Below are 15743 nucleotides of genomic sequence, written 5' to 3'. Positions count from 1 at the left end.
CGGGGCCGCTAGGCTCCACGGAGGAATTCCCATGTCACTGCGCACCACCCGTTTGTTTTCCATCGCGACCCTGGCCATCGCCGGCACGCTGGGGGCCTGCGCCGCCCCTGCGCCCTCGTCGGCGCCCGAACCGCTCTGGGGCAGCGAGTGGCGGCTGCAGTCCATCGCCGGTCAGGTCGCGCTACCGCAGCCGGCGGCCACGCTGGTGTTCCCACAGCCGGGGCAGGCAGTGGGCCACGGCTCCTGCAACCGATTTTCCGGCGCGGTCGAGATCGACCGGGACCGCCTGACGTTCGGCCCGCTGATGTCCACCAAGATGGCCTGCCTTGGTGGCGCCAGCGAGCAGGAATCGCGCTACCTGGGCGCGCTGCAGAAAGCCCAGCGCTACGAGGTGCAGGGCGACACGCTGCTGATCCATGCGCAGGGCCTGGACCAGCCGCTGCGCTTGGTCAGGACAGCACCCCGGAAGTGAGTCGCAGCACCCGGCCGCAGCGCGCGGCCAGGGCGTCGTCGTGGGTCACGACGATGAAGGCCGTGCCCTGGTCGCGGGCCAGCTGCATCATCAGCTCGAACACACCGTCGGCCGTGCTGCGGTCCAGGTTGCCGGTGGGTTCGTCGGCCAGCACGCAGGCCGGCTTTGTCACCAGCGCGCGCGCGATGGCGACCCGCTGGCGCTCACCGCCCGAGAGCTCGGCCGGCCGGTGCTGCAGGCGTTCGGACAGCCCGACCTTGGCCAGCACCTGGGCCGCTTGGGCGCCCGCCTCGGCGCGCGGCATGCGGCGAATCCACAGCGGCATCGCCACGTTGTCGCGCGCGCTGAACTCCGGCAGCAAATGGTGGAACTGGTAGACGAAGCCCAGGTGGCGGTTGCGCAGCGCGCCCTGCTGAGCGGCGCTGAGCCCGGCGAGCGGCTGCTTCATCAGCGTGACGCTGCCGGCGGTGGGCGCGTCCAGCCCGCCCAGCAGGTGCAGCAGCGTGCTCTTGCCCGAGCCCGAGGCGCCGACGATGGCCACCGTCTCGCCCGCGCGCACCGTGAGGTCCACACCCTTGAGCACGGTCACGTCCAGCCGGCCCTCGGTGAAGCGCTTGGTCAGGCCTTGCGCCTGCAACACCACATCACTCATAACGCAAAGCCTCAGCAGGATTGACGCGGCTGGCGCGCCAGCTCGGGTAGATCGTGGCCACAAACGAGAGGATCAGCGAGATCACCGCGATCGGCAGGATGTCGGCGCGCTGCGGGTCGCTGGGCATGCGGCTGATGAGGTAGACGTCCTGCGGCAGGAAGCTGGCGCCCAGCGCGCGCTCCAGCGCCGGCACGATGGTGTCGATGTTGAAGGCGATGCCCAGCCCCAGCAGCAGGCCCAGGCCGGTGCCGATCACGCCCACCATGGCGCCCTGCACCATGAACACGCCCATGATGCTTTTCGGGCTCGCGCCCAGGGTGCGCAGGATGGCGATGTCGGCGCGCTTGTCGGTCACCGTCATCACCAGCGTCGACACCAGGTTGAACGCCGCCACCGCCACGATGAGGGTGAGGATGATGAACATCATGCGTTTTTCCAGCTGCACGGCCGCGAACCAGGTGCGGTTCTGGCGCGTCCAGTCCTTCACCAGCATGCCCTCGGGCAACTGGCCGGCCAGCGAGATCGCCACCTCGCGCGCCTGGTGCAGGTCGCGGATCTTGATGCGCACGCCCGTCGGCCCCTCGACGCGGAAGATGCGCGCCGCGTCTTCGACGTGCAGCAGCGCCAGCGCCGAGTCGTACTCGTAGTGGCCCGAGTCGAAGGTGCCGACCACGTTCATCTGCCGCACCCGCGGCACCACGCCGGCCGGTGTGACCTGGCCGCTGGGCGCGATCAGCGTGACCGTGTCGCCCATGCCCACCCCCAGGCTGCGCGCCAGTTCGCCACCCAGGATCACGCCGAAGCCGCCCGGCACCAGCCGCGGCAGTGAAGTCTGCGCAAGGTCTTTCGCCAGGTCGGCCACCTGCGGTTCCTGCGCCGGATCGATGCCGCGCACGATGGCGCCCTTCATGTCCTCGCCGCGCGCCAGCAGCGCCTGCGCGCCCACATAGGGCGCCGCGCCGACCACCTCGGGGTGCTGGCGCACGGTGGTCAGCACCGCATTGAGGTCGGGAATGGCCTGGCCGCTGGCGTCGTACAGCTCGATGTGCGAGAGCACGCCCAGCATGCGGTCGCGCACCTCTTTCTGGAAGCCGTTCATCACCGACAGCACCACGATGAGCGCCGCCACACCGAGCGCGATGCCCAGCATGGACACGCCCGAGATGAAGGAGATGAAGCCGTTGCGCCGGGTGGCGCGGCCGGCGCGCGTGTAGCGCCAGCCGAGGATGAGTTCGTAGGGGGTTTGCATCGATGAAATCCAGCGGCGATTGTGGCATCCCCGACAATCCCGGCTGTTCCCCCGTCCGGCTTGTCCCTCGTGCCCCACCACCTGCTGATCCCCTTTGCCGCCGCCAGCGCCCCCGAATGCCAGGCGCTGCTCCCCGGCCTGAAACTGCCCAACCTGCAGGCCCTGCTGGCGCGCCTGGCCGAGCAGCCCGCCGACCGGGGCGACGACCACAGCCTCACACCCCCGCACGAGCGGGCCCTGGCCCGCGCGCTGGGCCTGCCAGTGGCCGACGGGCAGATTCCCTGGGCGGCCGCTCAGAGCGAAGCACCCACCGCGCCCCAGGCCTGGTTCAGCCTCTGCCACTACCAGGTCGGCATGGAACAGGTCACGCTGCTGCCGGGTGCGCAGCTGGCGCTGGACGACGCCGACTCGCGCGCCCTGTTCGAGGCCTTCGAGCCGCTGTGCGCCGAAGACGGCCTCACGCTGCGCCGGGAGAGCGCCACCGAGTGGCACGCCAGCGGCGAGCCGCTGCGCGGCATCGCCTGCGCCAGCCTGGACCGGGTGAGTGGCCGCATGGTGGACGCCTGGCTGGCCGAGAGCCCCGCCAACGTGGCGGGTGCGCGCCTGCTCAAGCGCCTGCAGAGCGAGGCGCAGATGCTGTTCTACACCCACCCGGCGCATGACGCCCGCACCGCGCGCGGCCTGCTGCCGGTCAACGGTTTCTGGGTGCATGGCGCGGGCGCGCTGGCCGCGCCCCCGGCGCTGGCCGAGGCGCCGGACATGCCCGACACCCTGCGTCAGGCCGCGCTGCGCGGTGACTGGGCCGGCTGGCAGAAGGCCTGGCAGGCGCTGGACGCGGGCGAGATCGCCGCGCTGCTGGCGGCCGCCCAGCGCGGCGAGCCCGTCACCCTCACCCTCTGCGGCGAACGCCACGCCCGCACCTGGACCACCGCCCCGGCCGGCGCCTTCGCGCGCCTCGGCCGTTCGATCAAGCAGCTGTTTGGCACCACGCCGGTCAGCGACACCCTGAAAGACCTATGAAGATCATCACCCGCGATGTGCCACCGCGCGCCGCCTGGGCGCTGGAGCAGGCCGGCCTGCACCCGCTGCTGGCCCGCCTGTTCGCCGCCCGAGGCATCACCGCCAAGGAACAGCTGGACGACGCGTTGTCCCTGCTGATCCCGCCCACGCAGATGCTGAACGCCACCACCGCCGCGAAGCAGCTGGCCGACGCCATGGCCGCTGGCCAGCGCCTGTGCATCGTGGCCGACTACGACTGCGACGGCGCCACCGCCTGCGCCGTCGGCGTGCGCGGGTTGAAACTGCTGGGCGCCCCCATGGGCTGGGACAAGGTCGAATACCTGGTGCCCGACCGCGTGACCGACGGCTACGGCCTCACGCCGTCGATTGCGCAGCGCGTCAAGCAGCGTGACGCGGACTGGCTGGTCACCGTGGACAACGGTATTGCCAGCGTGGCCGGCGTGCGCGCCGCGCGCGAGGCGGGCCTGAACGTGCTGGTGACCGACCACCACCTGCCCGCCGTCATCGACGGCGCGGTCACGCTGCCGACCGACTGCACCATCGTCAACCCCAACCAGCCGGGCTGCGGCTTCGAGAGCAAGAGCATTGCGGGTGTGGGCGTGATGTTCTACGTGCTGCTGGCGCTGCGCGCCGAGCTGCGCGAACGCGGTGTGTTCGACGCAAAAACGCAGCCCAAGATCGACACGCTGCTGCCCCTTGTCGCTCTCGGCACCGTGGCCGATGTGGTCAAACTCGACGCGAACAACCGCCGCCTCGTCGCCCAGGGCCTCAAGCGTGTGCGCGCCAGCGCCATGCCGCCGGGCATGGCCGCGCTGTTCGCCGTGGCCGCGCGCCAGCCGGCCAAGGCCAGCGCCTTCGACTTCGGCTTTGCGCTGGGCCCGCGCCTGAACGCCGCCGGCCGCCTGGCCGACATGACGCTGGGCATCGAATGCCTGCTGACCGACGACCCCGGTCGCGCCGACGAACTGGCGCGCACGCTGGACGGCATCAACCGCGAGCGCAAGACGATTGAAGGCGAGATGCGCGAGCAGGCGCTGATGATCGTGGAGGAGCTGTTCGACGAGAGCGAGGAGCCGCCACCGGCCATCACCGTGTTCGATCCCGACTTCCACGAGGGCGTGGTCGGCATCGTGGCCTCGCGCCTGAAGGACAAGCTGCACCGCCCGACTTTTGTGTTCGCGGCCAGCGGCGCCGAGGGCAAGGAGCACGAGCTCAAGGGCTCGGGCCGCTCGATTCCGGGCTTCCACCTGCGCGATGCGCTCGACCTGGTGGCCAAGCGCCACCCTGGTGTGCTGCTGCGTTTCGGCGGCCACGCCATGGCCGCCGGCTGCACGATTGACGAAGAACACATCGACACCTTCGAGCAAGCCTTTGCACAGGTGGCCCACGAGTGGCTGGACGCGGCCACGCTGCAGCGCCGGCTGGAAGCCGATGGCGTGCTCGACAGGCAGTACCGGCGTCCGGACCTGGTGGACACGCTGCACGCCGAGGTCTGGGGCCAGGGTTTTGCCCCGCCGGTGTTCTGCGAAGAGGTGCAGGTGGTGAGCCAGCGGCTGGTGGGCGAGAAGCACCTGTCGGTGAAGCTCAAGCACCAGGGCGACCAGGTCGACGGGATCTGGTTCGGTCACACGGAACCGCTGCCGCCCTCGGTGAAGATTGCGTTCCGGCTGGATGCGGACGAGTGGCAGGGGCAGCGGCGGGTCCGGTTTTTGATCGAGGCGGCGGAGGTCTGAGGTCCTTTCACGCCGGCACTTGGGCGTTGCTGGGGAGGGCGGCCGGCACTGTTCCGCTCATGTCCCCCGACGGCCTTCGGCCGTCTCCTCCTTTACTTCGCTGCACAGCACTGTCCACCCTCCCCAGCCCGTGACATGGTCTGCGCTCCCCGACTGGCTCCCGCCAGGAGGTCAGCGGTGGCTGGGGTGACCGGCGCAGCGAAGTAAAGGAGGAGGATCGGGCACGGCCCGATCCGGGGGACATGAGCGGAGCCGGTCACCCGAGTCGCCGCTGACCGGAGCTCCGTCAACGCCAACAAAGCGGCGAACGGAAAGTCAGCCGACCAGCGACTCCCGCACCGCCGCCAGCTGACGGCGCGACACCGCCAGGCGCTCGTCGCAGCCATCGAGGCGCACCGTCCAGCCCTCGCCCTCGACCGGATCGTTGTGCTTCTCCACCGCCCGCACACAGCGCCGCGCCACCAGCGCGTTGCGGTGCACGCGCACGAACAGGTGGGCGTACTTCTGCTCCAGATCGCTCAGCGCGCCGTCGTAGATGTGCTCCTTCTCCGCCGTGCGCACGGTGATGTACTTCAGCTCGGCCTTCAGGTAGATCACCTCCGACAGCGCCACCCGCTCGCTGCGGCCCCGCTCCTGGATCAGCAGGCTCTCGGTTCCCCCGCCCGCCTCCGACGGCTCCGCCGTCATCAGCCGCTGCACCTTCTGCAGGGCCTGCTGCAGGCGCTCCAGACGCACCGGCTTGGTCAGGTAGTCGACCGCATCCAACTCGAAGGCATGCACCGCATGCTCGGCGTGCGCGGTCACGAACACCACCCGGGGCGGGGCGGCCATCGAGCGCAGGTTCTCCGCCAGTGCCATGCCGTCCACGCCCGGCATGTGAATGTCCAGCAGCAGCAGGTCGCAGGGCGCGCGCTGGATCTGGTCCATCGCCTGCACCGCGTTGCCAGCCTCGCCGACCACCTCGGCGCGCGGATCGGTGCAGTCGCCCAGCAGCGTGCGCAGCCGCGACCGCGCCAGCGCTTCGTCGTCCACGATCAGTACCTTGAGTGCCATGTCACGCTCCGTTGATCCCTGCGTCCAGACTGTCTTATATCGGTATTTCGAGTCGAACCTGGTACACGCCATTCACCAGCGCCGACTGGAACCGGCCCTCGACATCGTGCAGCAGCGCGAGCCGCTGACGCACATTGTCCTGGGCCAGACCGTGCCCCGGTGGGCCGCTGCCGGCGGGCACGGTGTTCGTCACCTTGATGACCACCATGCCACCGCGGCGCTTGGTGGTGATGCGCACGGTGGCGCCGGTCGGACTCGGTTCGACACCGTGCTTGACCGCATTCTCGACCAGCGGCTGCAGGATCAGTGGTGGCAGCTTCGCGCCGGCCGCTTTCGGGTCCAGGTTCCATTCCAGCCGCAGGCGCTCGCCAAAGCGCACCTGCTCGATCGCCAGGTAGTGCTCGGCCAGCGCCAGCTCCTGCGCCAGCGGCACCGCCTCCTGCGAATCTGCCAGGGCGTGGCGGAACAACTCGCTTAGGTCTTCCAGCAGGGCCTCGGCCTTGGCGGGTTCGGCGCGCACCAGCGCGATCGCGCTGTTGAGCGTGTTGAAGAGAAAGTGCGGGCGGATGCGCGCCTGCAGCTCGGCCAGGCGCGCCGTGGTGCCGGCCGGGGCCTTGGCCCGAAGGCGCCAGACCAGGCCCGCCACGACCACGGTCGCGACCAGCGCGCCGCTGGCGGCGCTGGCCAGCCAGGGGGCCGGAGACACCAGACCGGCCCAGACCAGCATGCCGCAACCGTAGATCGCCGACACCGCGCCCAGGCCGATGCCCGCCGCCCACTGGGCCGGCATGGGCAGGCGCGCCAGTTGCCGCTTGAGGCCGCAGGTCACCAGCAGCCAGATCAGCACCGAGGGCAGCGTGGCCGCTGTCAGCACTGCCAGCGTCTCCAGCCAGTCGACCAGACTCTGCGCACCATACAAGGCCGCCACCCAGGCGATCGCCTGCACGAACAGCACCACGCGCAGCACCACGCCCAGTTGACAGGTGTCGTACACCAGTTCGACGTCGCGCCGGTGCTCGGGCATCTGCGACAGCGGCAGCGCGCCCATGGTCGACGACAGGTCCTGGAAGCTCGATAAAATTCTGGAGTCCCGCATGGCTCGCACTATAGGTTGTCGCCGTCAGACCGCATGGTCCACAGCGCCCGGGGCCATTCCTCCAGGCGCACGCGCCGCCCTCCGATCCTTTCTCTCGCCGCTGGCACCACCATGTCCACCAACCAACTCGACAAGAAATCCGAAGCCTGGTCCGCCCTATTCTCGGAGCCCATGAGCGAGCTGGTCAAGCGCTACACCGCCAGCGTGTTCTTCGACAAGCGCCTCTGGCTGGCCGACATCACCGGCAGCCTAGCCCACGCCGAGATGCTGGCGGCGCAGAACATCATCGCCGCCAGCGACCTGGCCGACATCCAGCGCGGCATGGCGCAGATCCGCTCGGAAATCGAGGCGGGCACCTTCGAGTGGAAGCTGGACCTGGAAGACGTGCACCTGAACATCGAGGCCCGCCTGACCCAGCTGGTGGGCGACGCCGGCAAGCGCCTGCACACCGGCCGCAGCCGCAACGACCAGGTCGCCACCGACGTGCGCCTGTGGCTGCGCGACGAGATCGACCTGATTTCGGATCTGCTGAAAGAACTTCAGGTCGCGCTGGTGGATGTGGCGGAGAAGAATGTGGAGGTGATCCTGCCCGGCTTCACCCACCTGCAGGTGGCGCAGCCGGTGAGCTTTGCGCACCACCTGCTGGCCTACGTGGAAATGTTCAGCCGCGATGCCGAGCGCATGGCCGACGTGCGCCGCCGCACCAACCGCCTGCCGCTGGGCAGCGCCGCGCTGGCCGGCACCACCTACCCGCTCGACCGCGAGCGCGTCGCGAAGACGCTGGGCATGGAAGGCTTGTGCCAGAACAGCCTGGACGGCGTGAGCGACCGCGACTTTGCGATTGAATTCACTGCGGCGGCCAGCCTGTGCATGGTGCACATCAGCCGCTTCTCGGAAGAGCTGATCCTCTGGATGAGCCAGAACTTCGGCTTCGTGAAGATCGCCGACCGCTTCACCACCGGCTCGTCGATCATGCCGCAGAAGAAGAACCCCGATGTGCCAGAGCTCGCGCGCGGCAAGACCGGCCGCGTGGTCGGTCACCTGATGGGCCTGATCACCCTGATGAAGGGTCAGCCCCTGGCCTACAACAAGGACAACCAGGAAGACAAAGAACCGCTGTTCGACACGGTCGACACGCTCAAGGACACGCTGCGCATCTTCTGCGAGATGGTGGGTGGTCAGCTGAACCCGGCCACGGGACAGAAAGAAGGCGGCATCACCGTCAACGCCGCCGCCATGGAGGCCGCCGCCAACAAGGGCTATGCCACCGCGACCGACCTGGCCGACTACCTGGTCAAGAAGGGCCTGCCCTTCCGAGATGCGCACGAAACCGTGGCCCACGCCGTCAAGGCCGCCACCAGCCACAACTGCGACCTGTCCGAACTGCCGCTGGCCGTGCTGCAGGGCTTCAACGCGTTGATCGAAAAAGACGTGTACGAGTGCCTCAGCCTGCGCGGCAGCCTGAACGCCCGCAACACCCTGGGCGGCACCGCGCCTGCCCAAGTCAAGGCGCAGATCACGCGCCACCGCACCCGCCTCGCCTGACAGCGGTCAGCCGGCCAGTTTCCTCAAGACTGGCGCACAGATGCCGATCTACGGGGGGTAAAAAAGTCCGTGGCCCACGGACACTCATCCCTGAACGGAGGTTGTCTTGTCCCTGCTCATGTACTGGATGGCCGGTGTTCTGGCGCTGGCCCTGGCCTGGTGGTTCTTCCGCCGCCCACCGGTGAAAGCGGCGCCCGCACGACCCATCGCTGCACAGCGCAGCAATGCCCCCGCGCTGCGCGCCGCCGCCCCGACACCCGCGCCCGCCGCCCGTGAAACCACCCTGCCGCCGGCCGAAGCCATGCCGGCGGAACTCGCTGGATTCCGCTGGCTGCGGGAACAGGACATCGACCCCGCACGCCGCGACGCCCTGCTGGCCGCCTTCCGCGGCATCCCGCGCCCCCCGCGTTCGATGCAGAAGCTGCTGTCGCCGGATTTCGTGGCCAAGGCCGGTTCCGCCGAGCTCAGCGAACTGGTGATGGGCGAGCCGCTGATCGCCGCCAAAGTGCTTTCAACGGTGAACTCGCCGATGTACGGGCTGCGCACCCCCGTGACCAACATCGGCCATGCGGTGACCTTCCTGGGCATGAACACCGTGCGCAGCATCTGCCTGCAGTACATGCTGGCCGAGGCCTTCAAGCCCAAGCTGGCCGAGGCGCAGCGCTGCTTCGACGCCATCTGGCAGGCCAGCGCCATCGCCAGCGAACTCTGCGTGCGGCTGGGCAAGGCGCTCAACCTGCCCGATGTGGGCAACCTCTCCACCCAGGTCGTGCTCAGCTTCGTGGGGCAACTGGCGGCCGCATCCCTGATTCCCGCCTCGCGCCTGGAGCCGTGGCACCACCAGAACCGGTTGCAGCGCGCCCACACCGAGCAGGAACTGCTGGGCCTGAACGCCAGCGAAATCGGCAGCCTGCTGATGAAGTCCTGGGAGCTGCCCGAGAGCCTGATCGACGAGGTCTGCGGCGTCGGCCGCCAGCTGGCGACGCCTTTCATGGTCACCGACCGCGCCCGGGCACCGCGGTTTGCGCTGGGCTATCTCTGCGCCCGACTGGGCGAGCACTTTGCGCTGGGAGAGCTCGACAGCCTCGAAGGCTACGACCCGGCGCTGGACATTGCCGCCGACACCCACCACCTGCGCGCCAGCCTGGCCCACCCCGCCCTGGCCCGGCTCGATCAGGCGCTGGCCGCGCCCGAACTGCAGGCCGCGCTGGACCAGATGATGGGCCGCGCCACCGCCGAGGCTTGACCCCGGTCAAGCGCCCGGGCAGCGGTTTGCAGCTACAGTGGCACCCCATGGAAGCGACCACCACCCCCGAAGCCCCCGCCCAGGCCACCACCGGGCTGGACTGGACCCCGCAGCTGCAGACCGGCGACGGCCGCATGGACGACACCCATGAAGAGTTCGTGGAGATGCTCAACCGGCTGCTGGCCACCCCGCAAGACCAGCAACTGCCGCTCTACCTCGAGTTCATCGAGCACACCAAGGAGCACTTCGCCCAGGAAGAGCGCTGGATGGTGGCCACCGGCTTCGCGCCCGACAACTGCCACGCCGGCCACCACGCCACCATCATGGAAACGCTGCACGCCGTGGTGGAGCACTACGAAAAAGACGACAAGGAAATCATCACACGCCTGGCCGAGGCGCTGGTCGAGTGGTTCCCGCAGCACGCCGCCACCATGGACGCCGGCCTGGCGCTGCACATGAAGGACGTGGGTTTCGACTCCCGCACCGAAACCCTGGCCGACCCCAGCCGGGTGCGCCCGGCCACCATGAGCGGCTGCGGCAGCGTCAGCTGCTCCTGACCGCCACCGGGCGGCTACAGTGGGTGGATGAACACACCCACCGCCGTCGCCCCGCCCGCGGGCAGCCGCATCGCCCTGCGCCTGGAAGGCGCCGACTTCCACGATGCCTGGGCCATCGACGCCGCCGACCCCTCGCTCAGCGCCCTCGGCCAGTTCCTGAAATCGGCCCGGGCGACGCCGCGCTGGGTCGATGCCTGCATGACGCTGCGCAACCGCGCGGTGCAACTGGTGGGCCTGAAGAACCTGGGCGAACTCTCCGGCATCCACCCCGCCCGCCCCGACGCCGACTACCGGCCTGGCGAGCGCGTGGGCATCTTCACCCTGTTCGAGAACACGCCCGACGAGGTGCTGCTGGGTGACCGCGACAAGCACCTGGACGTGGTGGTCTCGGTGCATTGCGCCCGCCCAGCCGGACAGCCCGTGCGTGTGACGGTCACCACCGTGGTCCACACCAAGAACCGGCTCGGACGGCTCTACATGCTGCCGGTCAGGCCCATGCACAAGCTGATCGCGCCGTCGGTGCTGCGCGCGATCGGTGCATGACGCACCACTCCTGCAGAAGAACCTCTCCATTGGTGCGTTTTTTGCTTTGACATGGTGCGATTCGCCATGCAGATCCTGTTTTGGCGCCAATCACGCACCAAAAACGCTTTCTGCACGGAGATTCCTCATGGACGCACTCAAACAGGGCGCCGACGCCCTGTTCATCCTGCTCGGCGGGATCATGGTTCTGGCCATGCACGCCGGTTTCGCCTTTCTTGAACTCGGCACGGTCCGGAAAAAGAACCAGGTCAACGCCCTGGTCAAGATCCTGGTCGACTTCTCGGTCTCGACCATCGCCTACTTCGTCGTCGGCTACGGCGTCGCCTACGGCACGCACTTCTTCATCGGCGCCGAAACGCTGGCCCAGAAGAACGGCTACGACCTGGTCAAGTTCTTCTTCCTGCTGACCTTTGCCGCCGCCATCCCCGCCATCATCTCGGGCGGCATTGCCGAACGCGCCAAGTTCTGGCCACAACTGATCGCAACGGCCGTCATCGTCGGATTTTTCTATCCGTTCTTCGAGGGCATCGCCTGGAATGGCCACTTCGGCGTGCAGGCCTGGATCGAGGCCACCACCGGCGCCACCTTCCACGACTTCGCCGGCTCCATCGTGGTGCACGCGGTCGGCGGGTGGATCGCGCTGCCCGCGGTCATCTTCCTCGGCGCCCGCGCCAACCGCTACCGCAAGGACGGCGGCATCTCGGCCCACCCGCCCTCGAACATCCCCTTCCTGGCGCTCGGCGCCTGGATCCTTTGCGTGGGCTGGTTTGGCTTCAACGTGATGAGCGCGCAAACACTGGACAAGATCTCGGGTCTGGTCGCGGTCAACTCGCTGATGGCCATGGTCGGCGGCACGCTGGCCGCGCTGATCGCCGGCAAGAACGACCCCGGCTTCGTGCACAACGGCCCGCTGGCCGGTCTGGTGGCTGTGTGCGCGGGCTCTGACCTGATGCACCCGCTGGGAGCGCTGGTGGTGGGTGCCGTGGCCGGCCTGCTGTTCGTGGTGATGTTCACCGCCACGCAGAACCGCTGGAAGATCGACGACGTGCTGGGCGTCTGGCCGCTGCACGGCCTGTGCGGCACCTGGGGCGGCATCGCCGCCGGCATCTTCGGCCAACAGGCGCTGGGCGGCCTGGGTGGCGTCAGCTTCGGTGCGCAACTGCTGGGAACCGCCATGGGCGTGACCTGGGCGCTGCTGGGCGGGACGGTGGTCTACGGGCTACTCAAGCTCACGCTGGGCCTGCGGCTGGACCAGGAAGAGGAATACGACGGCGCCGACTTGAGCATCCACAAGATCAGCGCCACGCCAGACCGCGAAGTCAGCTGGTGAGCGCGGGCCGGTGCGGTGGCGCTCATCAGTGCGCCACCGACTTCGAGAACAGGTTGATCACCACCACGCCGGCAACGATCAGGCCCATGCCGATCAGCACGGGCGCATCCAGCGTCTGGCCGTACACCCACCACGCGATCAGCGAGATCAGCACGATGCCCACGCCCGACCAGATGGCGTAGGCCACGCCGGTCGGCACGCTGCCCAGCGTCTGCGCCAGACAGTAGAACGAGATCGCGTAGCCGATCACCGTGGCCACGCTGGGCCACAGGCGGGTGAAGCCTTGTGAGGTCTTGAGCAGGGAGGTGGCGATCACCTCGGCCAAGATGGCCGCGCCAAGGTAGAGGTAGGCGGCTTTCATGGAGGGAATTTTCCCCAACCGGAACCCCGCAGCCCGGACCACCATGACCCTGACCGCAGGGTCCGCCCGGCGCTTGTCCTACAGTGCACGAATGCCCAGGGATCGACTCAACGTCCTCTTCGTCTGCAGCCGCAACCAGTGGCGCAGCCCCACGGCCGAGCAGGTCTGGCGGCGGCATCCGCTGCTCAACGTGCGCTCGGGCGGCACCAGCCCCAGTGCGCGCCACACGGTCTCGGACACCGACATCGACTGGGCCGACGTGGTGATCGTGATGGAGCAGAAGCACAAGTCGCGGCTCGTCGCGGAGTTCGGTGACCTTCTGGCTGACAAGCCAGTTCACGTGCTCGACATCCCCGACGAGTACAAGTACATGGACCCCGAGCTGGTCGAGCTGCTGGAGCAGTCGGTCGGCAGCCTTCTGAACATCGAATGACCCATCCCGCCAAAGCCACCCCCCGCGAATGGTGGGGCCTGGCCGTCATCGCCCTACCCTGTCTGGTCTATGCCATGGACCTGACGGTGCTCAACCTCGCGGTGCCGGCGCTCAGCCGTGCACTGACGCCCAGCGCGTCGCAGCTGCTGTGGATCATCGACATCTACGGCTTTCTCGTGGCCGGCTTCCTCATCACCATGGGCACGCTGGGCGACCGAATCGGTCGCCGCCGCTTGCTGCTGACCGGCGCGGCCTTCTTTGCCGTGGCCTCGGTGCTGGCCGCGTTCGCGCGCACACCCACCGAGCTGATCGTGCTGCGCGCGCTGCTGGGCATTGCCGGCGCCACGCTGGCGCCGTCCACGCTCTCGCTGATCCGCAACATGTTCCACGACGAGACGCAGCGCCAGTTCGCCATCGGCGTGTGGATCACCGCGTTCTCAGTCGGCAGCGCCATCGGCCCGCTGGTGGGCGGCTGGCTGCTGGAGCACTTCTGGTGGGGCTCGGTGTTCCTGCCCGCGGTGCCGGTGATGGTGTTGCTGCTGGTGCTGGGGCCGCGCCTGCTGCCCGAGTACCGCGACGAGAATGCCGGCCGCATCGACGCGCCGAGCGTGCTGCTCTCGCTGGTGGCCGTGCTCGGCACCATCTACGCGATCAAGGCCATGGCCGAAGCCGGCCCCAGCACGGCGCGGCTGGCGCTGCTCGCTGCGGGCGTGGCGGTGGGCTGGGTGTTCGTGCGGCGCCAGCGCGTCATCGACTACCCGCTGCTGGAGCTGCGGCTGTTCACCATTCCCACCTTCCGAACCGCCATCGTGGCCTACGCGCTGTCGTGCCTGGCCATGTTCGGCGTCTACATCTTCATCGCGCAGTACCTGCAGATGGTGCTGATGCTCACGCCCCTGCAGGCCGGCTGGGCCACCGTGCCCTGGGCGGGTGGCTTCGTGTTCGGCTCGATGGTGCTGGCGCCGCGCATGGCCGCACGCTATGGACCCGGCCCGGTGCTGGTGTGGGGCCTCGCGTCGGCCGCCGTGGGCATGGGGTTGATGGTGGCGGCCGACGGCCCGTGGGCGCTGTGGGTGCTGGTGGCCGGCATGGTGGTGGTCAGCCTGGGCATGGCACCGGTGTTCGCGGTGGGCACCGAACAGATCATCACCTCGGCGCCGCCCGAGCGCGCGGGCGCGGCCTCGTCCATCGCCGAAACGGCATCGGAGTTCAGTGGTGCACTGGGCATCGCGCTGTTCGGCAGCGCGGGCACGCTCATCTACCGCCACCAGCTGGGCGGCGCGGGGTTGGCCGATGTGCCGGCGCAGGCGCAAAGCACGCTCGGTGGCGCCCTGGAAGCCGCGAACCGGCTGCCACCGGACATGGCCCAGACGCTGGTGAGCGCCGCGCAGGCTGCGTTCACCGACGCGCTGCAGTTCACCGCGCTGGCCAGCAGCGTGCTGGTGCTGCTCGCCAGTGTGCTGGCCGCGCGGATGCTGCGGCGGCCGTAGCCGCCCCGCGGGTCACACCATTGTGTTGACCTGCGTGCCCACCGGGCCGCTGCCCGCCAGCGGCAGGTTGCCGGCCACCCCATTGAGCAGCGCGGCCGCGGCCGACTCCTGCGTCTGCATGGCCTCCTTGAGCACCGCGATCTGCACCTGCTGCTCGGCCGCGCCACGGCGCGTCTGGGCCACGCGGTCCACGACCAGGGCGGGAGAAACGGACATGTCCATGGGAAATCCTTTGAAGCTGTTCAGCCTGTATCGGCCGGTGGGACAGGCGGCTTGAACTGGCGGCGCTGCTGGCCCCGGTGCGCCGCTTGCCTCACTGGTAACAAAACGAACAAAATGGCCGCAGAGCCATTCCGGCCAGACCACACGCACCGCCCGGGGAGGGAGCGACATGACAGCAGAGGCACCGCCGCGCCGGTTTCACATCCGCGTTGACCGCGAACTCACGCACCCGCAGGTGCTCAGCCTGCTGGACGAACACCTGGCCGGCATGCGCGCCGCTTCACCGCCCGAATGCGTGTTCGCGCTGGACCTGAACGGCCTGCGCCAGCCCGAGATCACCTTCCTCACCGCCTGGCGCCTGCCAGCGGACGCCCAGCCGGGGGACGAAGGCGAACTGCTCGCCATGGGCGCCCTCAAGGAACTGACGCCCACCACCGCCACCGAAGGCGGGCACGGCGAACTCAAGTCCATGCGCACCAGTGCGCGCCACCTGCGCCAGGGCGCCGCGCAGGCCATCCTCACCGAGTTGCTGACCCTCGCCCGCGAGCGCGGCTACGCGCGGGTCAGCCTGGAAACCGGCAGCACGCCGGCGTTTGAACCGGCGATTGCGATGTACCGGCGGTTCGGGTTTGTGGAATGCGGGCCGTTTTCGGATTACCGGGAGGATCCGTTTAGTCGGTTTATGGAAGTCAATTTTCAATAGCCACAACAATCTGACACAAGCACCCGAAAGAAGATGAG

17 protein-coding genes are annotated in these 15743 nt (G+C 68.8%); 11 read left to right on the top strand and 6 right to left on the bottom strand.

What is annotated here, in order from left to right:
* Window positions 1–31: 31 nt before the first annotated feature.
* Complete coding sequence (locus HPS01S_RS07190; protein WP_066153156.1) at window positions 32–472, top strand: META domain-containing protein; 441 nt, start codon at window positions 32–34, stop codon at window positions 470–472.
* Here HPS01S_RS07190 and lolD read toward each other — a convergent pair.
* Both lolD and HPS01S_RS07180 read right to left on the bottom strand, forming a co-directional pair.
* Window positions 450–1124 carry a lipoprotein-releasing ABC transporter ATP-binding protein LolD gene (gene lolD / locus HPS01S_RS07185; RefSeq protein ID WP_066153153.1) on the bottom strand — a complete coding sequence of 225 codons (675 nt, stop codon included), beginning with the start codon at window positions 1122–1124 and terminating at the stop codon, window positions 450–452. The genes HPS01S_RS07190 and lolD overlap by 23 nt on opposite strands.
* A complete protein-coding gene (locus tag HPS01S_RS07180; protein WP_066153150.1) occupies window positions 1117–2373 on the bottom strand; it encodes a lipoprotein-releasing ABC transporter permease subunit in 1257 nt (418 codons plus the stop codon). The genes lolD and HPS01S_RS07180 overlap by 8 nt, the downstream gene beginning before the upstream one ends.
* A gap of 69 nt (window positions 2374–2442) precedes the next feature.
* Between HPS01S_RS07180 and HPS01S_RS07175 the strand changes: the two genes are divergently transcribed.
* Both HPS01S_RS07175 and recJ read left to right on the top strand, forming a co-directional pair.
* Complete coding sequence (locus tag HPS01S_RS07175; protein WP_255284180.1) at window positions 2443–3393, top strand: phosphoglycerate mutase; 951 nt, start codon at window positions 2443–2445, stop codon at window positions 3391–3393.
* The gene (gene recJ / locus HPS01S_RS07170) at window positions 3390–5126 is read left to right on the top strand and encodes a single-stranded-DNA-specific exonuclease RecJ (protein ID WP_066153141.1); all 1737 of its coding nucleotides are present in this window, start codon (window positions 3390–3392) and stop codon (window positions 5124–5126) included. Before HPS01S_RS07175 ends, recJ begins: the two co-directional genes overlap by 4 nt.
* A 315-nt stretch (window positions 5127–5441) precedes the next feature.
* Here the strand turns inward: recJ and HPS01S_RS07165 are convergent, their stop codons facing one another.
* Both HPS01S_RS07165 and HPS01S_RS07160 read right to left on the bottom strand, forming a co-directional pair.
* Window positions 5442–6179: a LytR/AlgR family response regulator transcription factor gene (locus HPS01S_RS07165; RefSeq protein ID WP_066153140.1), complete on the bottom strand. Its 738-nt coding sequence runs from the start codon at window positions 6177–6179 to the stop codon at window positions 5442–5444.
* Window positions 6180–6213: 34 nt separating this feature from the next.
* A complete protein-coding gene (locus HPS01S_RS07160; protein ID WP_066153137.1) occupies window positions 6214–7275 on the bottom strand; it encodes a histidine kinase in 1062 nt (353 codons plus the stop codon).
* A gap of 111 nt (window positions 7276–7386) precedes the next feature.
* Here HPS01S_RS07160 and argH point away from each other — a divergent pair, with 111 nt between their 5' ends.
* The 5 genes from argH (at window position 7387) to HPS01S_RS07135 (ending at window position 12496) form a co-directional block, all read left to right on the top strand.
* Window positions 7387–8820: an argininosuccinate lyase gene (argH, locus tag HPS01S_RS07155; protein ID WP_066153134.1), complete on the top strand. Its 1434-nt coding sequence runs from the start codon at window positions 7387–7389 to the stop codon at window positions 8818–8820.
* A gap of 106 nt (window positions 8821–8926) precedes the next feature.
* On the top strand, window positions 8927–10066 hold the full coding sequence (locus tag HPS01S_RS07150; RefSeq protein ID WP_157576133.1) for an HDOD domain-containing protein: 1140 nt from the start codon (window positions 8927–8929) through the stop codon (window positions 10064–10066).
* 47 nt (window positions 10067–10113) lie between these two features.
* Entirely contained in the window at window positions 10114–10623 is a 510-nt protein-coding gene (locus HPS01S_RS07145; protein ID WP_066153128.1) for a hemerythrin domain-containing protein, read from the top strand.
* A 27-nt stretch (window positions 10624–10650) separates the two neighbouring features.
* Entirely contained in the window at window positions 10651–11166 is a 516-nt protein-coding gene (locus HPS01S_RS07140; RefSeq protein ID WP_066153124.1) for a DUF2867 domain-containing protein, read from the top strand.
* 127 nt (window positions 11167–11293) lie between these two features.
* Window positions 11294–12496, top strand: a complete 1203-nt coding sequence (locus tag HPS01S_RS07135; protein WP_066153121.1) for an ammonium transporter — start codon at window positions 11294–11296, stop codon at window positions 12494–12496.
* A 25-nt stretch (window positions 12497–12521) separates the two neighbouring features.
* On the opposite strand, the gene HPS01S_RS07130 is transcribed toward HPS01S_RS07135, so the two are convergent.
* A complete protein-coding gene (locus HPS01S_RS07130) occupies window positions 12522–12857 on the bottom strand; it encodes an SMR family transporter (RefSeq protein ID WP_066153118.1) in 336 nt (111 codons plus the stop codon).
* Window positions 12858–12948: 91 nt separating this feature from the next.
* Between HPS01S_RS07130 and HPS01S_RS07125 the strand changes: the two genes are divergently transcribed.
* Entirely contained in the window at window positions 12949–13290 is a 342-nt protein-coding gene (locus HPS01S_RS07125; protein ID WP_066153115.1) for a low molecular weight protein tyrosine phosphatase family protein, read from the top strand.
* A complete protein-coding gene (locus tag HPS01S_RS07120; RefSeq protein ID WP_066153114.1) occupies window positions 13287–14780 on the top strand; it encodes an MFS transporter in 1494 nt (497 codons plus the stop codon). Before HPS01S_RS07125 ends, HPS01S_RS07120 begins: the two co-directional genes overlap by 4 nt.
* A gap of 12 nt (window positions 14781–14792) precedes the next feature.
* Here HPS01S_RS07120 and HPS01S_RS21950 read toward each other — a convergent pair whose 3' ends face one another.
* Entirely contained in the window at window positions 14793–15002 is a 210-nt protein-coding gene (locus HPS01S_RS21950) for a putative motility protein (protein ID WP_066153112.1), read from the bottom strand.
* 169 nt (window positions 15003–15171) lie between these two features.
* Here HPS01S_RS21950 and HPS01S_RS07110 point away from each other — a divergent pair, with 169 nt between their 5' ends.
* Window positions 15172–15705 carry a GNAT family N-acetyltransferase gene (locus HPS01S_RS07110; RefSeq protein WP_066153109.1) on the top strand — a complete coding sequence of 178 codons (534 nt, stop codon included), beginning with the start codon at window positions 15172–15174 and terminating at the stop codon, window positions 15703–15705.
* Window positions 15706–15743 lie beyond the last annotated feature (38 nt).

Source organism: Hydrogenophaga pseudoflava NBRC 102511 (assembly GCF_001592285.1).
In the GTDB taxonomy this organism is placed as follows: domain Bacteria; phylum Pseudomonadota; class Gammaproteobacteria; order Burkholderiales; family Burkholderiaceae_C; genus Hydrogenophaga; species Hydrogenophaga pseudoflava.
The sequence above is the reverse complement of the archived record's forward strand: the minus strand, read 5'-3'. Positions and strand labels throughout refer to the sequence as shown.